The organism is Mesorhizobium sp. M0045, from assembly GCF_040323385.1.
In the GTDB taxonomy this organism is placed as follows: Bacteria; Pseudomonadota; Alphaproteobacteria; order Rhizobiales; family Rhizobiaceae; genus Mesorhizobium.
The window spans coordinates 158410-176837 of sequence record NZ_JAMYUY010000002.1 but is presented as its reverse complement, the minus strand read 5'-3'; the positions used below and the strand labels follow the sequence as shown (position 1 = coordinate 176837).

General features: G+C 62.6%; 18 protein-coding genes. 12 read left to right on the top strand and 6 right to left on the bottom strand.

Going from position 1 to position 18428, the window contains the following annotated elements; all coding sequences use genetic code 11:
• Positions 1-113: 113 nt before the first annotated feature.
• Positions 114-1397: an ROK family transcriptional regulator gene (locus NKJ72_RS03545; RefSeq protein ID WP_352475874.1), complete on the bottom strand. Its 1284-nt coding sequence runs from the start codon at positions 1395-1397 to the stop codon at positions 114-116.
• A 194-nt stretch (positions 1398-1591) separates the two neighbouring features.
• On the opposite strand from NKJ72_RS03545, the gene NKJ72_RS03540 reads away from it, so the two are divergent.
• The 4 genes from NKJ72_RS03540 (at position 1592) to NKJ72_RS03525 (ending at position 7033) form a co-directional block, all read left to right on the top strand.
• Positions 1592-4150: an ATP-binding cassette domain-containing protein gene (locus NKJ72_RS03540; RefSeq protein WP_502901825.1), complete on the top strand. Its 2559-nt coding sequence runs from the start codon at positions 1592-1594 to the stop codon at positions 4148-4150.
• Entirely contained in the window at positions 4147-5136 is a 990-nt protein-coding gene (locus NKJ72_RS03535; RefSeq protein WP_352475872.1) for an ABC transporter permease, read from the top strand. Before NKJ72_RS03540 ends, NKJ72_RS03535 begins: the two co-directional genes overlap by 4 nt.
• Before the next feature lie 46 nt (positions 5137-5182).
• On the top strand, positions 5183-6184 hold the full coding sequence (locus NKJ72_RS03530) for a rhamnose ABC transporter substrate-binding protein (protein ID WP_352475871.1): 1002 nt from the start codon (positions 5183-5185) through the stop codon (positions 6182-6184).
• A gap of 87 nt (positions 6185-6271) precedes the next feature.
• The gene (locus NKJ72_RS03525) at positions 6272-7033 is read left to right on the top strand and encodes a glutamine amidotransferase (RefSeq protein ID WP_352475870.1); all 762 of its coding nucleotides are present in this window, start codon (positions 6272-6274) and stop codon (positions 7031-7033) included.
• A gap of 112 nt (positions 7034-7145) precedes the next feature.
• Here NKJ72_RS03525 and NKJ72_RS03520 read toward each other — a convergent pair whose 3' ends face one another.
• From NKJ72_RS03520 to NKJ72_RS03505, 4 genes are all read right to left on the bottom strand, one after another.
• Positions 7146-8027, bottom strand: a complete 882-nt coding sequence (locus NKJ72_RS03520) for a YihY/virulence factor BrkB family protein (protein WP_352475869.1) — start codon at positions 8025-8027, stop codon at positions 7146-7148.
• Between the two features lie 201 nt (positions 8028-8228).
• Positions 8229-8582 carry a TadE/TadG family type IV pilus assembly protein gene (locus NKJ72_RS03515; protein ID WP_352475868.1) on the bottom strand — a complete coding sequence of 118 codons (354 nt, stop codon included), beginning with the start codon at positions 8580-8582 and terminating at the stop codon, positions 8229-8231.
• Between the two features lie 40 nt (positions 8583-8622).
• Positions 8623-9042: a TadE/TadG family type IV pilus assembly protein gene (locus NKJ72_RS03510; protein WP_254820549.1), complete on the bottom strand. Its 420-nt coding sequence runs from the start codon at positions 9040-9042 to the stop codon at positions 8623-8625.
• A 26-nt stretch (positions 9043-9068) separates the two neighbouring features.
• A complete protein-coding gene (locus NKJ72_RS03505) occupies positions 9069-10262 on the bottom strand; it encodes a pilus assembly protein TadG-related protein (RefSeq protein WP_352475867.1) in 1194 nt (397 codons plus the stop codon).
• A gap of 421 nt (positions 10263-10683) precedes the next feature.
• Between NKJ72_RS03505 and NKJ72_RS03500 the strand changes: the two genes are divergently transcribed.
• From NKJ72_RS03500 to NKJ72_RS03490, 3 genes are all read left to right on the top strand, one after another.
• A complete protein-coding gene (locus tag NKJ72_RS03500; protein ID WP_352475866.1) occupies positions 10684-11997 on the top strand; it encodes an NAD(P)H-dependent oxidoreductase in 1314 nt (437 codons plus the stop codon).
• Between the two features lie 102 nt (positions 11998-12099).
• Complete coding sequence (locus NKJ72_RS03495) at positions 12100-12342, top strand: type II toxin-antitoxin system VapB family antitoxin (RefSeq protein WP_254820546.1); 243 nt, start codon at positions 12100-12102, stop codon at positions 12340-12342.
• Positions 12342-12800 (top strand): type II toxin-antitoxin system VapC family toxin, encoded by a 459-nt coding sequence (locus NKJ72_RS03490; RefSeq protein WP_352475865.1) that lies wholly within the window; start codon positions 12342-12344, stop codon positions 12798-12800. The genes NKJ72_RS03495 and NKJ72_RS03490 overlap by 1 nt, the downstream gene beginning before the upstream one ends.
• On the opposite strand, the gene proC is transcribed toward NKJ72_RS03490, so the two are convergent.
• Positions 12748-13563 carry a pyrroline-5-carboxylate reductase gene (gene proC / locus NKJ72_RS03485; protein ID WP_352475864.1) on the bottom strand — a complete coding sequence of 272 codons (816 nt, stop codon included), beginning with the start codon at positions 13561-13563 and terminating at the stop codon, positions 12748-12750. The two genes, NKJ72_RS03490 and proC, sit on opposite strands and share 53 nt — an antisense overlap.
• Positions 13564-13787: 224 nt before the next feature.
• Here proC and NKJ72_RS03480 point away from each other — a divergent pair, with 224 nt between their 5' ends.
• From NKJ72_RS03480 to NKJ72_RS03460, 5 genes are all read left to right on the top strand, one after another.
• Positions 13788-14522: a hypothetical protein gene (locus tag NKJ72_RS03480; protein WP_352475863.1), complete on the top strand. Its 735-nt coding sequence runs from the start codon at positions 13788-13790 to the stop codon at positions 14520-14522.
• 36 nt (positions 14523-14558) lie between these two features.
• Positions 14559-14699, top strand: a complete 141-nt coding sequence (locus tag NKJ72_RS03475) for a hypothetical protein (RefSeq protein ID WP_352475862.1) — start codon at positions 14559-14561, stop codon at positions 14697-14699.
• Positions 14700-14721: 22 nt separating this feature from the next.
• Positions 14722-15621: a bifunctional methylenetetrahydrofolate dehydrogenase/methenyltetrahydrofolate cyclohydrolase FolD gene (folD, locus tag NKJ72_RS03470; protein WP_352475861.1), complete on the top strand. Its 900-nt coding sequence runs from the start codon at positions 14722-14724 to the stop codon at positions 15619-15621.
• A gap of 16 nt (positions 15622-15637) precedes the next feature.
• Positions 15638-16636, top strand: a complete 999-nt coding sequence (locus tag NKJ72_RS03465; RefSeq protein ID WP_254820541.1) for a GlxA family transcriptional regulator — start codon at positions 15638-15640, stop codon at positions 16634-16636.
• 111 nt (positions 16637-16747) lie between these two features.
• Entirely contained in the window at positions 16748-18415 is a 1668-nt protein-coding gene (locus tag NKJ72_RS03460; RefSeq protein WP_352475860.1) for a vWA domain-containing protein, read from the top strand.
• The last annotated feature ends 13 nt before the right edge of the window (positions 18416-18428 follow it).

The window sequence follows — 18428 nt, the reverse complement described above, 5'->3', positions numbered from 1 at the left end:
GATTAGCGGCCGCTAAAAGTTCCGGTGCCGGTGCAAAAAGCACGCCCTGCCCGTGCCGGACTGCGAGCTGATGTTGATGATGCCTGGAGCTTGATGCTCTTTGCAGCGCCATCCTATCCCGTTGAAGCCGCTGAGCTTCTCCCTGGTTGACTTTGGCTGGCAAGTCTCGACAGGCTGCCCAGCAGCATCGTTCTGTCCTTGCCGATCATCAGCACGCCGCTGTCGGGTGCCAACAGTGCCGAGAACGGCAGCATCGCCGCGCCGATTGGCGAAGCCTCGGGGCCGAATTGTCCCGATACGATTTCCGGCGCCACGATGCCGATGGCGCTGATCCTGTTGAACTGGGTCTGCACCTTTGCCAGCAGCTCGAGATGGATCGGCCGCGGCAGGATGCTGTCGAGAACGATCGCCTCGATGTCGATGACGGAGGTGATGGCGATGATCGCCTCGACCAGCGCATTGGCGCAATCGTCGATCCATTCGGACAGCGGTTCGCGCGCCCCCGACGGCAAGGGGTCGAGTTCGCGCACGCGATTGATTTCGATGCCGCGCGATTTGAGATGATTGACCAGCACATAGATCGAAGCGCGATGCAGCAGGCTCTGGTAGCGCGCCGGCTTGGCCGCCACCGAATCGAGGCTTGAAGGCGAGACCGGCAAAGGACCGAGCGCGGCGCTGTTGCCGTGCGGCCCGGTGTGGACCTTGCCGCCTTGCACCAGTCCGCCGCCGACAAAGGTGTCGATCGAGATATGCATGAAGTCGCGGAACCGCGCGCCGGTCCCTTGGATGAGCTCTGCGAGTGCAGCCGATGACGCGTCGTTTTCCACGAAGACCGGGGTCTTCGGCTTTGTGGCGAAGAACGTCGTCAGATCGATTGCTTCCCAGCGGCTGCCAAGGTCGTCGGGAAAGCCGAGTTCCTCGCTCCAGCCGCCGAGGAAATACGGCGAGGCGATGCCGACACCGACGATGCTGGCATCGCCAAGCCCCTCGATCAACTTGTCGAAATTGGCCAGCGACATGTTGCCGGCCTTAAGCACCATGTCGGGATCCGGAAAGCGATATTCGTGCGACTCGCGCGAGCGGACCTCGCCGGCGAAGTCGACGAGCACGGCTTCCAGCGCGCGCCGGCCGATCTTGATGCCGACGCTGTAGATGCGCTCCGGTGCAAGTCGGTAGAGAGTGGACGGCGATCCGCGTTGTCCGAACCTTTTTCCCACTTGCTTTACAAATCCTGACGATTCTAGCCCGTCGACAATGGTGGCGACCGCGGCCGGCGTCAGATTTGCGGCGCGCGCCAGATCGGACTTGGATGCCTCCTTCAGGCGGCGAATGGCATCAAGCACGAAGCGCTCGTTATAATGCCGAACCTTGACCGAATTGCTGCCTTTTCCGGACAAACCGGCGCCTCCCCATCATTCCCGCAGAGCCACTCCAGCCGCTTGCAGCTTTGAGGCTGCTGCGGGGTCGAGCACTCCAATCGCACCCGTGCGCGACGCGACAGTGCCCTTCGCGGCCATGGAAGTCAATTTTCCAGTTGCGGCATTCGACCATTTAATATAGCAAATTGAAAAAACAGAACCAGGGAGGAAAGGTGCTGCACTTGGGCGCATTAGGCGAAGCCGACGCCATGGTGAAGAACGACGCGGCTGTCCCCGTTGCCCTGGTTCATGCGACAAAAGCCTTTGGCGGCACCATTGCCCTCAAGGACGCGTCCTTCGAATTGCGCTCAGGCGAGGTGCTGGCTCTGCTTGGCGAAAACGGCGCCGGCAAGAGCACGTGCGTAAAGCTGCTGGCCGGCGTGTATCTCCCGACCGGCGGCCATGTCGAAGTCGATGGCAAGCCTGTGGTCTTCCATTCGCCGCACGAGGCCCAGGCTGCCGGCATCTCGGTCATGCACCAGCATCCCGGTCTTTTCCCTGATCTTTCGGTGGCGGAAAACATCTATCTCGGCCATATGCCGCGCGACCGCTTCGGCGGCATCGACAACGCCGCCATGCTTACCGGCGCGCGCAGGGTGCTGGCGACAGTCGGCCTCGACGTGCCGGCCGAAACCCGGCTCGGAACGTTGCGCACCTCCGAACAGCAACTGGTCGAGATCGCCCGCGCCCTGTCGCTCGACGCGCGGGTGCTGATCATGGACGAGCCGACGGCCGCCCTGTCGCAGCGCGAGGTCGAGCGGCTGTTCACTGTCGTCGCCGACCTGCGGCTGCACGGCGTGGCGATGATGTTCGTCGGCCACCGCATGGACGAGATCTTCCGCATCGCCGACCGCATCGCGGTGCTGCGCGACGGGCGTCTCATTGGCGTCAAGCCGAAGGCCGAGCTTGGCCGCGCCGCCGCCATCGGCATGATGGTCGGCCGCGAGGTGACCGACCTCTATCCGCAACGAAGCCACGCCACCGGCGCACTGGTGCTGGAGGCGAGGGGGCTTTCGCACGCCGGTGGCTTTTCCAATATCGACCTCAAGCTCCATGCCGGCGAGGTGCTCGGGCTCGGCGGCCTGGTCGGCAGCGGTCGGACCGAGATCGCGCGCGTGCTGTTCGGCATCGACCAGCCCGATGCCGGCGAAATCCTGATCGACGGCGAAGCTGTGCGCTTCGCCTCGGCACGCGACGCCATGGATGCGCGCATCGCCTATGTCTCGGAAGACCGCATGGGCCAGAGCCTGGTGATGGATTTTTCCATTCTCGACAATGCGGTGCTGCCCGTCCTCGACAAGGCAGCCCGCTCCGGCTTCTACGGCACGAACCGCGCGATCGATCTGGTTTCGGGTTGGCTGAAACGTATGAAGCTTCGTTTTTCCGGCTACGCGCAGCCGGTGAAGGAACTGTCCGGCGGCAACCAGCAGAAGGTGGTGTTGGCCAAATGGCTGCGCACCGAACCGCGCATCCTCATCCTCGACGAGCCGACGCAAGGCATCGATGTCGGCACCAAGGCGGAAGTGCATGCGATGATCGCCGACCTTGCCGCGCAGGGCATGGCCATCATCCTGATCTCCTCCGAAATGCCCGAACTCATCGGCATGTGCGACCGCATTATCGTCCTGCGCGAAGGCCATCGGACGGCCGAATTTGCCAGGGGCGAAGCCACCCAGGAAAAGGTGCTGGAAGCAGCGACGAAAGCCGGCGAAAGCGCCGGCCCGGTAGCACAGGCCGCTGGCGAGGAGAAGAGAAAAGGGCCGCTCAACATACTGAAGCGGCGGGAGTTCGGCCTGCTCGCCGCGATGCTGGCGGTCGCGATCCCGGTCACCATCATCAACCCGCGGATGGTGAGCGCTGCAAACCTGACCGCCGTGTCGATGGATGCCGCGCTGCTCGTGGTTGCAGCACTCGCGCAGATGCTGGTGCTGATCACCCGCAACATCGACCTTTCGATCGCCGCGGTGATTGGCCTGTCGGCCTACATGGCGGCCAGCATGGTCCAGGCCTATCCAGGACTCGACATCGGCATCGGGCTGATGACCGCATGCGCCGTCGGTGGCGTCGCCGGCCTGATCAACGGCCTCGTCGTCACCAGGGGAAAGATCCCGGCGATCGTCGTCACGCTGGCCTCGATGTCTATCTTCCGCGGCTTCAACTCGATCTGGGCAGCCGGCGACCAGATCAGCGCCGACGAAGTCACGCAAGCCTGGCTCGACATGACCGGCCTGAAGATCGCCGGCGTGCCGCTGATCGTCGTCATCGCAATCGTCATCCTATGCCTGGGCTACGTGCTGCTCTATCGCACCGCCTTCGGGCGCGAACTGTTCGCCGCCGGCTCCAATCCCGACGGCGCGCGTCTGATCGGCATCCCCGTCGACCGGCGCATTCTGCTGGCCTTTGGCATGGCCGGCCTGCTCGGCGGCCTGTGCGGCGCGCTGTGGGCATCGCGCTATGCGACCATCGACGCCCGCGTTGCGCTCGGCTTCGAACTCACGGTGATCGCGTCAGCGGTGGTCGGCGGCGTCGCCATCCGCGGTGGTTCGGGCACGCTGCTCGGCATCATCCTCGGAGCCCTCACGCTGCTGGTCATCAAAAACGGGCTGACGCTGGTGCGCGTCGATCCGCTGTGGCTGCAGGGCGTCTACGGCCTGGTGATCCTGGTCGCCATCGGCATCGACACCTTCATCGTACGGCGCGCCGAGCAGGCAAGACAGGCGAGGGCGCGGTGAAAAAGTTCCTCCGTTCGATCGATTTCTGGGATCTGCTGCTGGCGACCTCCTGTGTAGCCATCTTCCTCTATGCCGCGATCTTCGTGCCGAATTTCGTTTCCGGCTTCAATCTCTCGCAACTGGCCGCCAGCGCCTCGGAAAAGGCATTGCTGATCCTGCCGATGACGCTGCTCATCATCACCCGCGAGATCGACCTGTCGATCGCCTCGGTGCTGGCGCTGACATCCGTCGTCTTTGGCTCGCTGGTCCAGGCCGGTATGCCGACGCTTGCCGCAATCCCGCTGACACTCGTCGGCGGCGGCCTGCTCGGCGCCTTCAACGGCTATCTGGTCTCGGGCCTTGGACTGCAGTCGTTGGTTGTGACGCTCGGCACCATGGCGCTCTATCGAGGCCTTGGCTACATCCTGCTCGGCACCGGCTCGGTCAACATCCTGCCGCCCGCGGTCGTCGATTTCGGCATCAACAACCTGCCTGGCACCGAGATACCGTGGACCATCGTGCCCTTCCTGGTGCTGGCGCCGGTGTTTGCGGTCGTGCTGCAGAAGACGCCGACCGGCAAGCGCATCTACGCGCTCGGCGGCGGCCCCGAAGTGGCGCGCTATTCGGGCATAAACACGCGGCGGATGGTGCTGAACCTGTTCGTCGTCTCGGGCGTTGTCGCCGCCATAGCCGGCATCGTCTATACCGCGCGCCTCTCCAACGCCCGCGCCAACAATGCGCTCGGCATGGAACTCGACGTCATCACCATCGTGCTGCTCGGCGGCGTCAGCGTCTTTGGCGGCAAGGGCCGCCTGACCGGCGTCATGCTGGCACTGGTCCTCATCGCCATCATCCGCAACGTACTGGCGCTGAACCAGATCGGTGGCGACGCGCAGGGCATGATCATCGGCTTGCTTCTGATCGGTTCGCTGCTGGTCGGCAATTACTGGCGCTCCACACAGGAGATGCTCAGCAGATCCCGCGCAATGCGCGAGACAAAGGGGTGATCTCGGGCCCCTTCCTTCAAGCCCGAATTTCGACGGAGGAGTCACAATGAAAGCGTTTAGATTAGCCCTGCTCGCATCCGCGGTTCTGCTTGCGCCAATGTCGCTGGCCTTCAGCCAGGAATGCGCCAAGGAACCCGTAACGGTCGGTTTCCTGCCCAAGCTCGACACAGATCCCTATTTCAAAGTGGCGTTCGGAGGCGCACAAGAGGCGGCCAAGGAGATTGGCGGCACCGCCACCCAGGTCGCTCCGTCGCAGGCGGCTGCCGAGGCGCAGATCGAATTCATCAACAGCCTCGTCTCGCAGAAGGTCGGGGTCATCGCGATTGCAGGCAATGACGCCAATGCGGTCGCGCCTGCGCTGAAGCGCGCCGTTCAGCAGGGCGTCAGGGTGATTTCGTACGACTCCGATGTGGCTGCCGATGCCCGCGCGGTGTTTGTCAATCAGGTCAAGGGCGACAGTCTGGCAGAAATGATGCTGGAAAGTGCATTCGCCCTCAGCGACGGTGAAGGCGAATTCGCGATCCTGTCGTCGACGCCGACGGCGACCAACCAGAATGCCTGGATCGACTTCATGAAGGCGAAGATGGCGGCCGAGCCGAAGTTCTCCAAGATGAAGCTGGTGCAGGTGGCTTATGGTGAAGAAAGCGAACAGATCAACCAGCAGCAGGCATTGGCGCTGGTCCAGGCGTTTCCCGATCTCAAGGTGATCATCGTCCCGGCAGGCATTGGCCTTCCGGCGGCCGCGCGTGCACTCGAGGAAGCGGGCATGATCGGCAAGGTCAAGCTGACCGGCCTCGCGCCGGCCACTCTGATCTCGAAATACATCAAGGACGGGGCGGCTCAGGATATCTGGTGGAACGTCACCGATCTTGGCTATCTTACCTATCAGACAGCCCAGGCGATTGCGCAGTGCAAGATCACCGGCAAGGAGGGTGAGAAGTTCACGGCAGGCAGGCTCGGCGAATACACGATTGGCGCCGGCGGCGAACTGATCCTTGGTCCGGCCAAGATCGTGACCCCCGAAAATCTGGCCGAGTTCAAGTTCTAATTCTATGGAGCTCACGCTCCAGAGGGGCGCTGGTCGATCCGGCGCCCTTCCTAAAAACCTCTCGAATGAAAACAGTGCGGGGCGGCAATGAAGATCTTGCTTGCAGGCGAAACCTTTGCAGCGACGACCTCGGTTGCCATCGGCAGCGACGTGCTTACAAGTGCGGCCTCGACAAATGGCGCGACGGCCTTCAATGCCGCGCTGGCCACTGAAGGCATCGCCGTCACGCAGATCGGCGGCGAGCGTTGCAGCGCGGAGTTTCCCTATGATCTCGATGGGCTCGCCCAATATCAGGCGGTGGTGATCTCCGACGTCGGCGCCCTGACATTGCTGGTCACGCCGGATGCCCGCGCCGGGCGTGTCGGCGTCAACCGCCTCGATGTGCTCAAGGCCTATGTCGAAGCTGGCGGCGGGCTGATGCTGGCCGGCGGTTACATGGGCTTTCAGGGCATGTTCGGGACGGCGCGTTTCCACGACACCCCGGTCGAGGACATTCTGCCGGTCCGTTGCCTACCCTACTGCGACGGCATGGAGGTGCCGCAAGGCCTGCAGGCCTCCATCCTGCAGTCGTCACATCCGATTTTTTCCGGGGTGGAGGGGCCTTTGCCGCCGATTCTCGGCATGAACAAGCTGGAATTCAGGCGCGACGGTTCGTCCCGGCTTCTGGCGACCTGCCATCATCGCGGCACCGACTGGCCGCTCCTTGCCGTCGGCAGCTACAGCCGCGGCCGCACGATTGCCTGGGCAACCGATATCGGCCCGCATTGGCTCTCGCAGGATTTCCTCGCATGGCCGTTCTACGGAAGACTGATGGCGAACATGGTCCGTTGGCTCGCCGGCGATGAATGAGAAAGCCGGACACCAGGTTTCACCCAGTGCGGTTGTCCTGGCGCGGCCGCTGCCGCGCGAGGCGCCGGTGACCAGCACCATCTTGCCGGCGAGGTGGAATTTCGGCGTGAATTCATCTGCCGTGCGATTCCACCTTGTTCTTCAAATCGGTCCGGCTGCCGTGTCGAACCGAATAGGCTCGCGTGAATTCGGCGCCGAGCAGAAATATCTCCGCCGAATAATAGACCCATAACAGCACGACGAGCAGGGCGCCGGCTGCGCCGTATGACGATGAGATGGCGCTGGTTCCGATATACCAGCCAATCAGCGACTTGCCGATGGTGAACAGAAACCCGGTGACCACGGCGCCCAGGCCGACATCGCGCCATTGCAGGCTGCGGTCGGGCAGCACCTTGTAGATCGCGGCAAACAGCAGCGTGATCAGGGCAAACGAGACGATCCCGTTGATGGCGCTGAGGATGATGGTGCCGAACGGCAGATAGGCGTTGATGACCTCTCCGAGCGCCGAAATTGCAGCGCTTACGACCAGCGACACCAGGAGCAGGAAGCCAAGCGCGGCGACCAGGCCCAGGCTTGCAATGCGTGCCCGAACCAGCCGCGAGATCGTTGCCCCGCTCGGTTTGACTTTCCAGATTTCGTTCAGCGCCAGCTGCATTTCGCCGAACACGCCGGATGCGGCGACGAACAGCGTGACCAGCCCCAGAATGCTGGCAAGGGTTCCCGCTTCCTTCTGCGAGGCGTTCTCGATCGTCGCCTGCAGCAGCTCGGCACTTTGCGGCCCCATCAGGCCGGCGATCTGTGCCGAAAGGGCGAGTTGCGCCGCCTCGTGCCCGAAGGCCATGCCGGCGATAGCGACAACGATGAGCAGGATCGGCGCAAGCGACGTCGTGGCATAAAACGCTATCGCCGCCCCATGGCTCAGCGCATTGTCGTTGACGAAGCCGAGGATGCTCTGCCTGAGGAGTACCCAGCCCTCCGTCGCCAAGTTCCACATGTGGGCCTCGCATACTTGTCATTAAACAAGTAGCGGCGAGATAGAAGTGGGCGAGGGGTAGTGGACGACCTGGCCCCCGGCTCTGAAAAAACCTCGCCGAGGCGCAGGTGTTGCTGGCCGAATTGCGGTAGCCCGCGAGAAACCGACGCAGCCGCTTTCGTTGAGCCGCTCACCCTTATTGCCTAAGGAAATTGGACGCGCTCATGATCCAACCAATGGAACTGCGACAGTCGTCCCATAATTTATCGGATACCGATCGAAGTACGGGAACTCGATAACGAAAGCATACCTGGCCGTGAGATGTGCCATTCGAAAGCCGCCGCTGGGGGCGTCGATTGCTATTGTTACGTCTACGTCTTTCAATCCCAAAGTTAGCAATTTTGCCGTGGCTATGGCTTCTATCTCGGCCTGCGTCAGCGAGTTCTTCATCTGCAGCGCACGCGCGGACGTTTCCAGCGTATACCGAACGCTGGACATGGCATTCAAGGCCCAGCCGAATGCGAAGACGCCGATCAAGACCATTATCAGAACAGGGGCGATCAGCGCGAACTCCAACGCAGCTCCGCCTGATGCTTCCCGTATGAAGGCCCTCGCTTTAGCGAACACGGATCACCTGTTGGTGAGTGAGCGCGCGCGAGAGCGAAAACGCGCCGAAACTGAAGGGCGGTGACCAAGTGGCTGTCGCTTGGATTTCGACAAAAACCGCGGGAGCTTTCAAACTGTCGCACAGGACAGATGGATCGACCACGGTGGTCCCGCACATATATTTCCGGCTCAGCGTCACCTGCGCGTCGCCGGGATGGTTTTCCCAGCCTGAAAGAGCGACAGCTTGGATAGTCGCATCCTCGGCTGCTCCTTGCATCACGAGATTCGCCGCCGTTTTGACGCCTGCACGCATCGACAACGCGTTCGACACAAAGGACCAGCCGTCAATGATGCCAAGGAGTACCAGGCAAAGGATCGGCACAATCAGCGCAAACTCTACCGCGGCAGCACCCGAATCGCTGCGGAACATCCGGACTGCTGACCCTGTCACGAAGATTACTCGACAAGCTTAATGGATTGCGTGGCCGGAATGTCTCGCATTCCAAGGCTCGTGCAGTCCTGATTGACGTTCGCGTTGCCGGACCACTGCACGGTACTGGCGACGACCTGAGTGCAACCGCCTTTGCCCGAGAAATTGCCGAGATAATTAACGTCTTGCGTTGGAAAATACAAAGCGCCGGTCAAAAGCGAATCTGCCGTGCCATTAACCGTGTTCGATCCAGTCAGGTTGGCTTTGTCGCCGTAAAACAGCACCCCCGAATAGGTGCCCGACGTTGGTGCGCTGAGCTTGATGGTGGCCGTGCCGTTCATGCTGACGCCGGAGCTGCCGGCCAGATAAATGATGACTCCGTCGCCGGAAATATTCGCGTTCGAGTTCGCTTTGAAATCACCGCCTTGAATGACGTATATCCCGGGCGAAAGCGTTACATTGCCGCTCAAGCTGAGCCCCCTGCAGTATGTTCCAGGTTGCAACACCGACTGATTGCTGTTTCGACAGGGGTTCGTGGCCGGTGGCGCCGGCAAGTCGGCAAAAGGATCGGCAGCGGGCAACGCCTGGGTTATCGGCCTGGCGCACACGGTCGTCACGGGGTTGCTCAACGAAACACCGCCTGCCGATACCAGGCAATCGACCTGAAGGCTTGCCGATCCCTGAAGCTTGATGGCGTCCGCGGCTATCGAATTCGACATCACGACGCAGCCGTTCAGTTTGAGATTCGAACTGCCGGAAAAGAGCGCCGCTTTCGGAGCGGAATGATTGAGAGCTAGAGCGCAGGCCTTTGAGGCGTCGGTGATAAGAGCCACCGCCCTTGCCTGTGCGCCGACCGCATTTTGCGTGAATATCGATGTAAAAAACCGATCGAGGGTCTGATGAACGATGACCTCGACAGCCTTTTGGGCCACATTCGGGCCGGAGGACGGGGGCGTGAAGATTTCGATTGTGCCTGTCGACGGGTCCCAGCCATTCGTTGTCGCAGACAATGTCGCGGCGGAGACTATCCTTGGTTTGTCGGATCCTGAAACCTTTTCCAAAGCGCCAGCATAGGCTGCCGCATCCGCCACCGCTTGTAGCTTCAGGCCGCTGTAATACCAGTAGGAAGTCTCAACGCCGAGACCCGCGCCGCCGACGACGATCGGCAACGACAGGGCAAAAATAGTGGCAACGTTGCCACTCTTGCCGGTTCGTCGCATGCAGAAAAAACGCCTGAAGATACGGGCACGCCAGTCCATTCCTCATTTAAGCCGGGATGCATAAAGGAATGACTAAGAATTTCCGTCCATTTCTTGGCTGTGATCCATTCAAACGGCGCTTAGCGGTTCTGCTGCACCAGTTCGCCGGTTGTGCCCTGAGAGGCATTTTCTAATATCTGAGAACGCGGACGTTGGGCCCACAGGACCGTCGGTAACACTTTGGCCGGGTGCATTGTCTTCACAGAGAGCAATCCGAATTTTGGGGCCAAGCGCAAGAAAACACCGCCGGCGGCCGGTTTCGTTGGCAAACCGTTACCGTTCCCTGCTATTCCCGCATCCTGATGCATGTTGCCCAAGTGTGCCGCGGTTTTGGGACAGCGACATGCACAAAACAAAGACGTAAAGCAGTGGACGCTCTCGCATGACCAATGTCGCCTTGACCGGGCTTGCCCGCGATCTTGCCAAGCGCGCGGCACAAGGCCGCCCGGTGCGCATCGGCGTCATCGGTTCCGGCGAGATGGGAACCGACCTGGTGACGCAAGGCATGCTGATGCCGGGCATTTCGGTTTGCGCGATCTCGACGCGCCGCCCGCATACGGCGCGTGATGCCATCCGCATCGCCTATGGCGACGAGGCGATGGCACGGGAGGCCGATACGCCGTCGAAGCTCAGCCAGGCGATCGAAAGCGGCAAGATCGCCATCACCTCGAACGAAATGCTGGTCACCAATCCGCTTATCGATGTCGTCATCGATGCTACCGGCAAGCCCGGCGTCGCCGCCGATTTCGACCTGATGGCGATGCAGCACGGCAAGCATCTGGTGATGATGAATGTCGAGGCCGACGTCACTATCGGCTGCTATCTGAAGCAGCAGGCCGACCGGCTCGGCGTCGTCTATTCGGTCGGCGCCGGCGACGAGCCGTCGAGCTGCATGGAGCTGATCGAGTTCGCCTCGACGCTCGGCTACACCATCGTCTCCGCCGGCAAGGGCAAGAACAACCCGCTCAACCACGACGCCGTTCCTGACGACTATCGCGAGGAAGCGCTACGCCGCAACATGAATCCGCGCATGCTGGTCGAGTTCGTCGACGGCTCGAAAACCATGGTCGAGATGTGCGCCATTGCCAACGCCACCGGGCTGGTGCCCGACGTTCCCGGCATGCACGGCCCCAAGGCCGATCGCGACGAGCTGGTCAAGGTGCTGATCCCGCGCGAGCAGGGCGGCATCCTGTCGAAAAAGGGCGTCGTCGACTACACCGTCGGCAAGGGCGTGGCGCCCGGCGTCTTCGTAATCGTCGAGGCGACGCATCCGCGCATCATCGAGCGCATGGACGATCTGCATATCGGCCACGGCCCCTATTACAGCTTCTTCAGGCCCTACCATCTGACCTCGCTGGAAGTGCCGCTGACGGCCGCTCGCATCGCGCTTTATGGCAGGCCCGACATGGTGCCGCTGCCACGGCCGGTGGCCGAGGTCTGCGCCGTGGCCAAGCGCGATCTGGCGACGGGCGAGACGTTCGATGCGATCGGCGAGACCTGCTACCGCTCCTGGACCATGACCGTCGAAGAAGCCCGCGCCCATCGCGCCGTGCCCGTCGGCCTGCTCGAAGGCGGCAAGGTGCTGAAACAGGTGCGGAAAGGCGAATTGCTCACCGCCGACAATGCCGCGCCCGACCCGACGACCAGGCTGTTCGCCTTGCGCCGGCTGCAGGACGGGATGCTGTATGGGGCGTAAGGCTCTCGACCGGTGAGCCGTCGCAATCGCGTCCGGCCGAGCACTGGCGTTGTCATGACGAATTCTCTATATTGTAGTGACGATGAAGGCGGAGGCGATTACATGAATCTTCAGATCAGGGATCCGCGCGCACGCGAACTGGCGCGAGAGCTTGCTGCCAAACGCAAGATTTCGATGACGGAAGCGGTCATCGAAGCGCTTGAATCCGAGTTGAAGCGGGAGAGCGGACGCATTCCCTTGGCCGAGCGGCTTGCTGCCATTGCCAACGACTTCAAGGCCAAGGCAGGCCAAGATGGTCGGGCTATGACGAAGGATGAGATCGATGAGATGTGGGGCCATTCCTGATGTTCGTCGACACCTCCGTGGTTGTCGCGATTCTTTCAGGCGAAGAGGATGCCGGCGAGTGGAGCAACCGCATCGAGGCAGCGCCCGCAAGAATAACTTCGGCGTTGGTGGTGCTTGAAGCGGCGATGCGGCTTTCGACGATGCTTGCCGTGCCGCCGGTTGTCGCCGGAGATGCGATAGAGGCGTTTCTTCGCGAGGCTGAAATCGAAATTGTGCCTATCGACGCCAGCTATGCCAAGCTCGCAATCCATGCATTTTCAGACTACGGAAAGGGGCGCGGACATCCTGCCCAGCTCAACTTAGCCGACTGCCTTTCTTATGCTTGCGCAAAAAGTCATGGCTCCGCACTGCTCTACAACGGCAACGACTTTTCGCATACCGATCTCGCGTATCCGCAATCGGCTGTTACTTCCCCAGTTCGATCGATCGAAGCCGCGCCGCTTCCACCGCCTCGGTGAGCAGGCGCGTCAGACGGTCCTCGCCCATCAGCACGGCAAGCGCGGCAGCCGTGGTGCCGTTGGGGCTGGTCACCTGTTGTCTAAGCACGCCGGGCTCCTCGCCGCTTTCGGCGGCAAGCGAGGCGGCGCCGTAGACCGTTTGCATGGCCAGGAGCTTTGCGACCTTGCCAGGCAGGCCGGCCTTCTCGGCGGCCACGGTCAGCGCTTCGATGAAGTGGAAGATATACGCCGGCCCCGACCCGGAGACCGCCGTCACCGCGTCCATCAGGCCCTCGTCGCCGATATCGGCCACTTGCCCGTTTGCCGAAAGCAGGTCGGCGACAAGGCGTTTGGTGTCTTCGGAAACCAGCCTGTTGGAAAACACCACCATCATGCCCTTGCCGATCGCCGCCGGCGTATTGGGCATGCAGCGCAGGATCGGCGCGCGATCGCCGAGAATGCCTTCGAACGTAGCGACCGGCGTCCCGGCGGCGATGCTGAGGAAAGTGGTTCGGCCATCGTTGAAGCGGATGTAGCCAGCCGTCACGTTACGGATCACCTGCGGCTTGACCGCAATGACGACGAGGGTCGGCACGGCGTGCGCCGGGATGGCGTCGGCGTCCGCGGCAGCAGAGCAGCCCAGTGCTTCGGCACGCTTGCGCAACTCGGCATTGGGCTCGATCACGAACACCGCAGCCGGAGGGAGCTTGTCGGCTTTCAGCCAGCCCGAGAGCATGGCGGAGCCCATATTGCCGCAACCGGCGAGAACAAGCCTGATCGTCATCGAAAGCCTCCATAGAGATGGCTTCCCATAGACGTTCGCGGCGGGGCGGGGAAGCCCTTTTGGGACCGTGATCAGGCGGAAACCCGGACCGTGCGGTTGGGATGCGCATGTAGTCGCGCAGGGGCGCGGCGACCACATTAACCTTTTATTTCCTATGCCTGTTTAGCATCGCTTAACCAGTGGCGGTCGCTACGTCCCAGCCCGAGGGGGAAGCTCCAGAAACCATGGCTTATAGGAATAATCGTGAACACTGGAGGAACGAGCAGTCCCTGCTGTCGTTCGTCGAGGCAGCGCGCGACGAAGACGAAGCAGCGCTGGTTTCCCTGGAGGACCGTACAGCCCCGTCATGGCGCGAGGATGCCGCCACACGCCATCGTCTGGCCCGCTCGCGCCGCGAAGCGCGTGCCAGCCCGATCCTGTTGGCAGCCGCAGGCATAGGCCAGCCCCATCCTGATGCGTCAAAGGCCGGCCCCATGCTGATGGAAGAGGCTACAGCTGCCGATCGGTTTTTCGACCCCGCTGGCTCCCTTGGCGGCTCCGATTCCGGTTTCGCCGATCGCGCCGCATACCCGGCAACGCCGCCTACCGCTCTGCTCGAGGTCGCGCGCACCAAACGGCCGGGTCCGATCGGTGCCGTGTTGTCGGCGCTGGGCCGGCTCATGCCCGGCAGAGCGCCGGCGGAGAGGGCATCCGGTGAAACTTCCACCGCGACAAATTCAAGCGCAGCCATGTCGCCTGCCTTCTACCCGCAGCCGCTCTATGCCGGTCGGGCACCGTATCCGCAGCAACCCACGCCGCCGCATTCGGCCCATACTCAGGCCTGGTCGAGGGACGCAATTCAGGCCTCGGAAGCCGCCGATCAGCAAAGCCAGATCGAGGAAATCCGCGCCAGCCTGCGCGAATTCCGCGAGGCGGTTCGCGAGCTCACCGAAAACCGCACGCATCGCCGCTATTTCTGAGCGTCGAATAAAACATGCCGGTTTCGAGTTAACGGCATGGGACGGCGCATTGACGGGATTGCCCGGCTCGATTTTCGTGAAAATGCCGCGCTGCATGTCGCCCGCCCGCGCATGGTTCTGGGCAACGACCTGCATAAAAACATATCTGGAGCACGCCGCATGGATGCGGCAGGCTAGCAATAGGCGTCGAGGGTGGTTCATGGCCGAGTTGATTGACGGAAAAAGCGTCGCCGAAGACGTGGTGCGGCGGGTCAAGACACTGACCGCCGAACTAGCGGAAAAAGGTGGGCAGCAGCCCGGTCTCGCGGTGGTCATCGTCGGCGAGGATCCGGCGAGCCAGGTCTATGTCGCCTCCAAATCCCGTACCGCCAAGGAATGCGGCTTCCATTCGGTTCAGCACACGCTGCCGGCCGAAACCTCCGAGCCGGACCTTTTGAAGATCATCGGCCAGCTCAATGCCGATCCGGCCATCAACGGCATCCTGGTGCAGCTTCCGCTTCCCGGCCATATCGACGCCGGCAAGATCATCCAGACCATCGCGCCGGAGAAGGATGTCGACGGCTTCCACTTCATCAATGTCGGCAAGCTCGGCACCGGCGAGCTCGAGACCGCCTTCGTGCCTTGCACGCCGGCCGGCTCGATGCTGCTGATCGAACGGGTGCGTGGCAAGGACCTGTCCGGCCTCAATGCGGTCGTCGTCGGGCGTTCGAACATCGTCGGCAAACCGATGGCCAATCTTCTGCTTGCCGCCAACTGCACCGTCACTATCGCACACAGCCGCACCAGGGACCTGCCAGCGCTTGCCCGCACCGCCGATATTCTAGTTGCAGCCGTCGGCCGGCCCGAAATGGTCCGCGGCGACTGGGTCAAGCCTGGCGCAACCGTCATCGACGTCGGCATCAACCGCATCGCCGCACCTGAGAAGGGTGAAGGCAAGACCCGCCTCGTCGGCGATGTCGCCTTTGCCGAAGCAGCGACGGCGGCCGGCGCCATCACGCCGGTGCCTGGCGGCGTCGGACCGATGACCATTGCCATGCTGATGGCCAACACGCTAGCTTCCGCCTATCTCGCGGCCGGGTTGAAACGGCCTTCCTTCTGACCAGAAAGCAGCGTCCTTGCCGAACCTCACTGTTCCCTTAGAACGGCCGGTCACCAATGATCCCGTTCAGGGCGGCCGGCAGTTCGGGTTTCTGCTGGTCGACAAGTTCTCTATGTTCTCGCTGGCCGCGGCAATCGACACGTTCCGGTCGGCGAACCGGCTGCTCGGCCGCGATTTCTATGGCTGGACGACGGTGTCGGCCGACGGCGATGCCGTCATGGCGTCCAACGGCCTGCCGCTCAAGATCGACTACGCCGTCGCCGATCTGCCGCCGGTCGATATCCTGTTCGTCTCGGTCGGGCTGACGACGGAATTTCCCGGCAAGAGCAAGGTGCTGGCGGCGCTGCGCAGCTGGGGCCGGCGCGGTAATGCGCTCGGCGCGCTTTCGGTCGGCTCCTATCTGCTTGCCGAGGCAGGCCAGCTCGATGGCTATCGCTGCACCATCCATTGGGAAAACCGCGCCGGTTTCCTCGAGCGTTTCCCGGATATCAACTGCACCGGCAACGTCTTCGAGATCGACCGCAAGCGCTACACTTGCGCCGGCGGCACCACCTCGATCGACCTGATGCTGGAGATCGTGCGCGGTGATTTCGGCTCGAGCCTCGCCAATGGCGTCGCCAACCAGTTCCAGCATGAGCGCATCCGCTCGGCCGGTGACCGCCAGCGCGTCGGCCCGGAGCGCGACCTGACCGGCAAGTCGGAGAAGCTGCGCCGCATCGTCGAGCTGATGGCCGACCATCTCGACGAGCCGCTGTCGGCGGTGCAGCTTGCCAAGTCGGCGGGCCTGTCGGTGCGCCAGGTCGAGCGCCTGTTCCTGCGCCATCTCAGCGTGACGCCCGGGCGCTACTATATGCGGCTTAGGCTCGAGCGGGCGCGCGAACTGCTGCGCCAGACCAACATGCCGATCCTCGACGTGGCGATCGCCACCGGCTTCACCTCGCATTCCTACTTTGCCCAGAGCTATCGGCTGCAGTTCGGCCGGCCGCCTTCCGAGGAACGGCGCACGACCTATTGAGGGTTTTGCACAGCGGCGGCGCAGCTTCGTGCTCCAGCCGGGCTTGTGCCGCGACGCGGCGTCAAATAGCTTTCCGGCGCCGAGCGGCGGCGACTGATGGGGAAATATTCGATGGTGGGATTTGTGCGGAGCGCCGCGGCGGCGACCCTGCTGCTGTGGATGACGGGGTTCGGCTTCGCCGCCGATCGCGTCATTATCGTTCTTGATGCCTCCGGCTCGATGTGGGCGCAGATCGACGGCAAGCCCAAGCTCGAAATCGCCCGTCAATCGCTGCGGAACGTACTGCAATCGGTCCCGGACGACGAGGAAATCGGCCTGATGGCCTATGGCCATCGCGAGAAGGCCAGTTGTGACGACATCGAACTCATCGTGCCACCGCAGGCCGGCTCGGCCAGTGCGATCTCAACCGCGGCCGACAGCCTGAAATTTCAGGGCAAGACGCCGCTGACCGCCGCCGTCAAACAAGCGACGGAGGCGTTGAAATACACCGAGGGCAAGGCGACGGTCGTTCTCATCACCGATGGCATCGAGACATGCAACGGCGACCCCTGTGCGCTCGGCAAGGAACTGGAGGCTGCCGGCGTCGACTTCACCGTCAATGTCGTCGGCTTCGGCCTGACGGCGGCCGAGGGCAAGCAGGTCGCTTGCCTCGCCGAAAACACCGGCGGCAAATATATCGAAGCGTCGGATGAAAAGGCATTGCAGGACGCCCTCGTCGAGACCGTCGCGCCTCCGCCGCCCGCCCCTGAACCGGCTCCCGCCCCGCAGCCTGCTCCCCAGCCGGCGCCCGCGCAGCCGGCGGAGTCCAATTTCGTGCCCACCGTCGTGCTTGCCGAGGGTGGCGATCCCGTCACCGACGGCAATGCCTGGGAGATCTACAAGGCAAATTCCGACGGCACGCGCGGCGATCCCGTCACCACTGAATATGGCGCCTACAAGGGCAATCTTGAGCCGGGCGACTATATCGTCGTCGCACGCGCCGGCGAGGCCAGGGCCGAACAGAAGATCAAGATAGAGCCTGGCCAGGCCGCCAAGCCGCACTTCAACCTGAATGCCGGCACGCTGGTCATCCACCCGCGGCCAAGCGAAGGAGCGGACGTTGACGGCGGCGCGGCTGTCGTAGTCGGCTATCCCGGCGTCGACACCCCGCCGACCTATTACGGCGACACGAAAGTCGTGCTGCCGGCCGGCGACCAGAAGGTTACCGTCACGATCGGCCAGGGCATGGTTACCGAGACGATCCCGCTTGCCGCCGGCAGGGTCATCGACAAGGACGTCATCGTCGGCGTCGGGCGTATCGTCGCCAACGCCTATTATGCTGCCGGCGGCGACAAGGCCGAGGGTTCGGGCGTCGGCTTCAAGGTGCTCCAGGCGAAAAAGAGCGTCGACGGAACCAGGCGGGAGGTGACTTATGCCTACGGTCCGGACAGCAAGTTCGATCTGCCGCCCGACGATTATGTGCTGGTCGCGACGGTCGACCTTGCGGTTGCCGAGCAGCCGTTCAGCGTCAAGGTTGGCGACCATCAGGATCTGAAGATCGCGATGAACGCCGGCATGCTGACGATAACCGCGCCAGGGGCCTCGAAGATCGAGATATTCGAGGCCAGGAAGAACATCGACGGAACCCGCAAGTCGGTGGGCTACGCCTATGACCAGAAGTATGAAGCCACCCTGTCGGCCGGTGACTACGCGGTGGTTTCGGAGAAATCGGACAACAGCTCGAAGGAAGGCACGGTAACGGTCAGGGCCGGCGCGCGAGCCGAACTGACGGTTCAATAGATCCAGGGGAGAG

Bases quoted from the DNA above. Each gene is read 5' to 3' on its own strand.
- NKJ72_RS03530 (WP_352475871.1), top strand. From the start codon at position 5,183: ATGAAAGCGTTTAGATTAGCCCTGCTCGCATCCGCGGTTCTGCTTGCG.
- NKJ72_RS03525 (WP_352475870.1), top strand. From the start codon at position 6,272: ATGAAGATCTTGCTTGCAGGCGAAACCTTTGCAGCGACGACCTCGGTT.
- NKJ72_RS03520 (WP_352475869.1), bottom strand. From the start codon at position 8,027: ATGTGGAACTTGGCGACGGAGGGCTGGGTACTCCTCAGGCAGAGCATC.
- NKJ72_RS03510 (WP_254820549.1), bottom strand. From the start codon at position 9,042: ATGTTCCGCAGCGATTCGGGTGCTGCCGCGGTAGAGTTTGCGCTGATT.
- NKJ72_RS03505 (WP_352475867.1), bottom strand. From the start codon at position 10,262: ATGCGACGAACCGGCAAGAGTGGCAACGTTGCCACTATTTTTGCCCTG.
- NKJ72_RS03500 (WP_352475866.1), top strand. From the start codon at position 10,684: ATGACCAATGTCGCCTTGACCGGGCTTGCCCGCGATCTTGCCAAGCGC.
- NKJ72_RS03495 (WP_254820546.1), top strand. From the start codon at position 12,100: ATGAATCTTCAGATCAGGGATCCGCGCGCACGCGAACTGGCGCGAGAG.
- NKJ72_RS03490 (WP_352475865.1), top strand. From the start codon at position 12,342: ATGTTCGTCGACACCTCCGTGGTTGTCGCGATTCTTTCAGGCGAAGAG.
- proC (WP_352475864.1), bottom strand. From the start codon at position 13,563: ATGACGATCAGGCTTGTTCTCGCCGGTTGCGGCAATATGGGCTCCGCC.
- NKJ72_RS03480 (WP_352475863.1), top strand. From the start codon at position 13,788: ATGGCTTATAGGAATAATCGTGAACACTGGAGGAACGAGCAGTCCCTG.
- NKJ72_RS03475 (WP_352475862.1), top strand. From the start codon at position 14,559: ATGGGACGGCGCATTGACGGGATTGCCCGGCTCGATTTTCGTGAAAAT.
- folD (WP_352475861.1), top strand. From the start codon at position 14,722: ATGGCCGAGTTGATTGACGGAAAAAGCGTCGCCGAAGACGTGGTGCGG.
- NKJ72_RS03460 (WP_352475860.1), top strand. From the start codon at position 16,748: ATGGTGGGATTTGTGCGGAGCGCCGCGGCGGCGACCCTGCTGCTGTGG.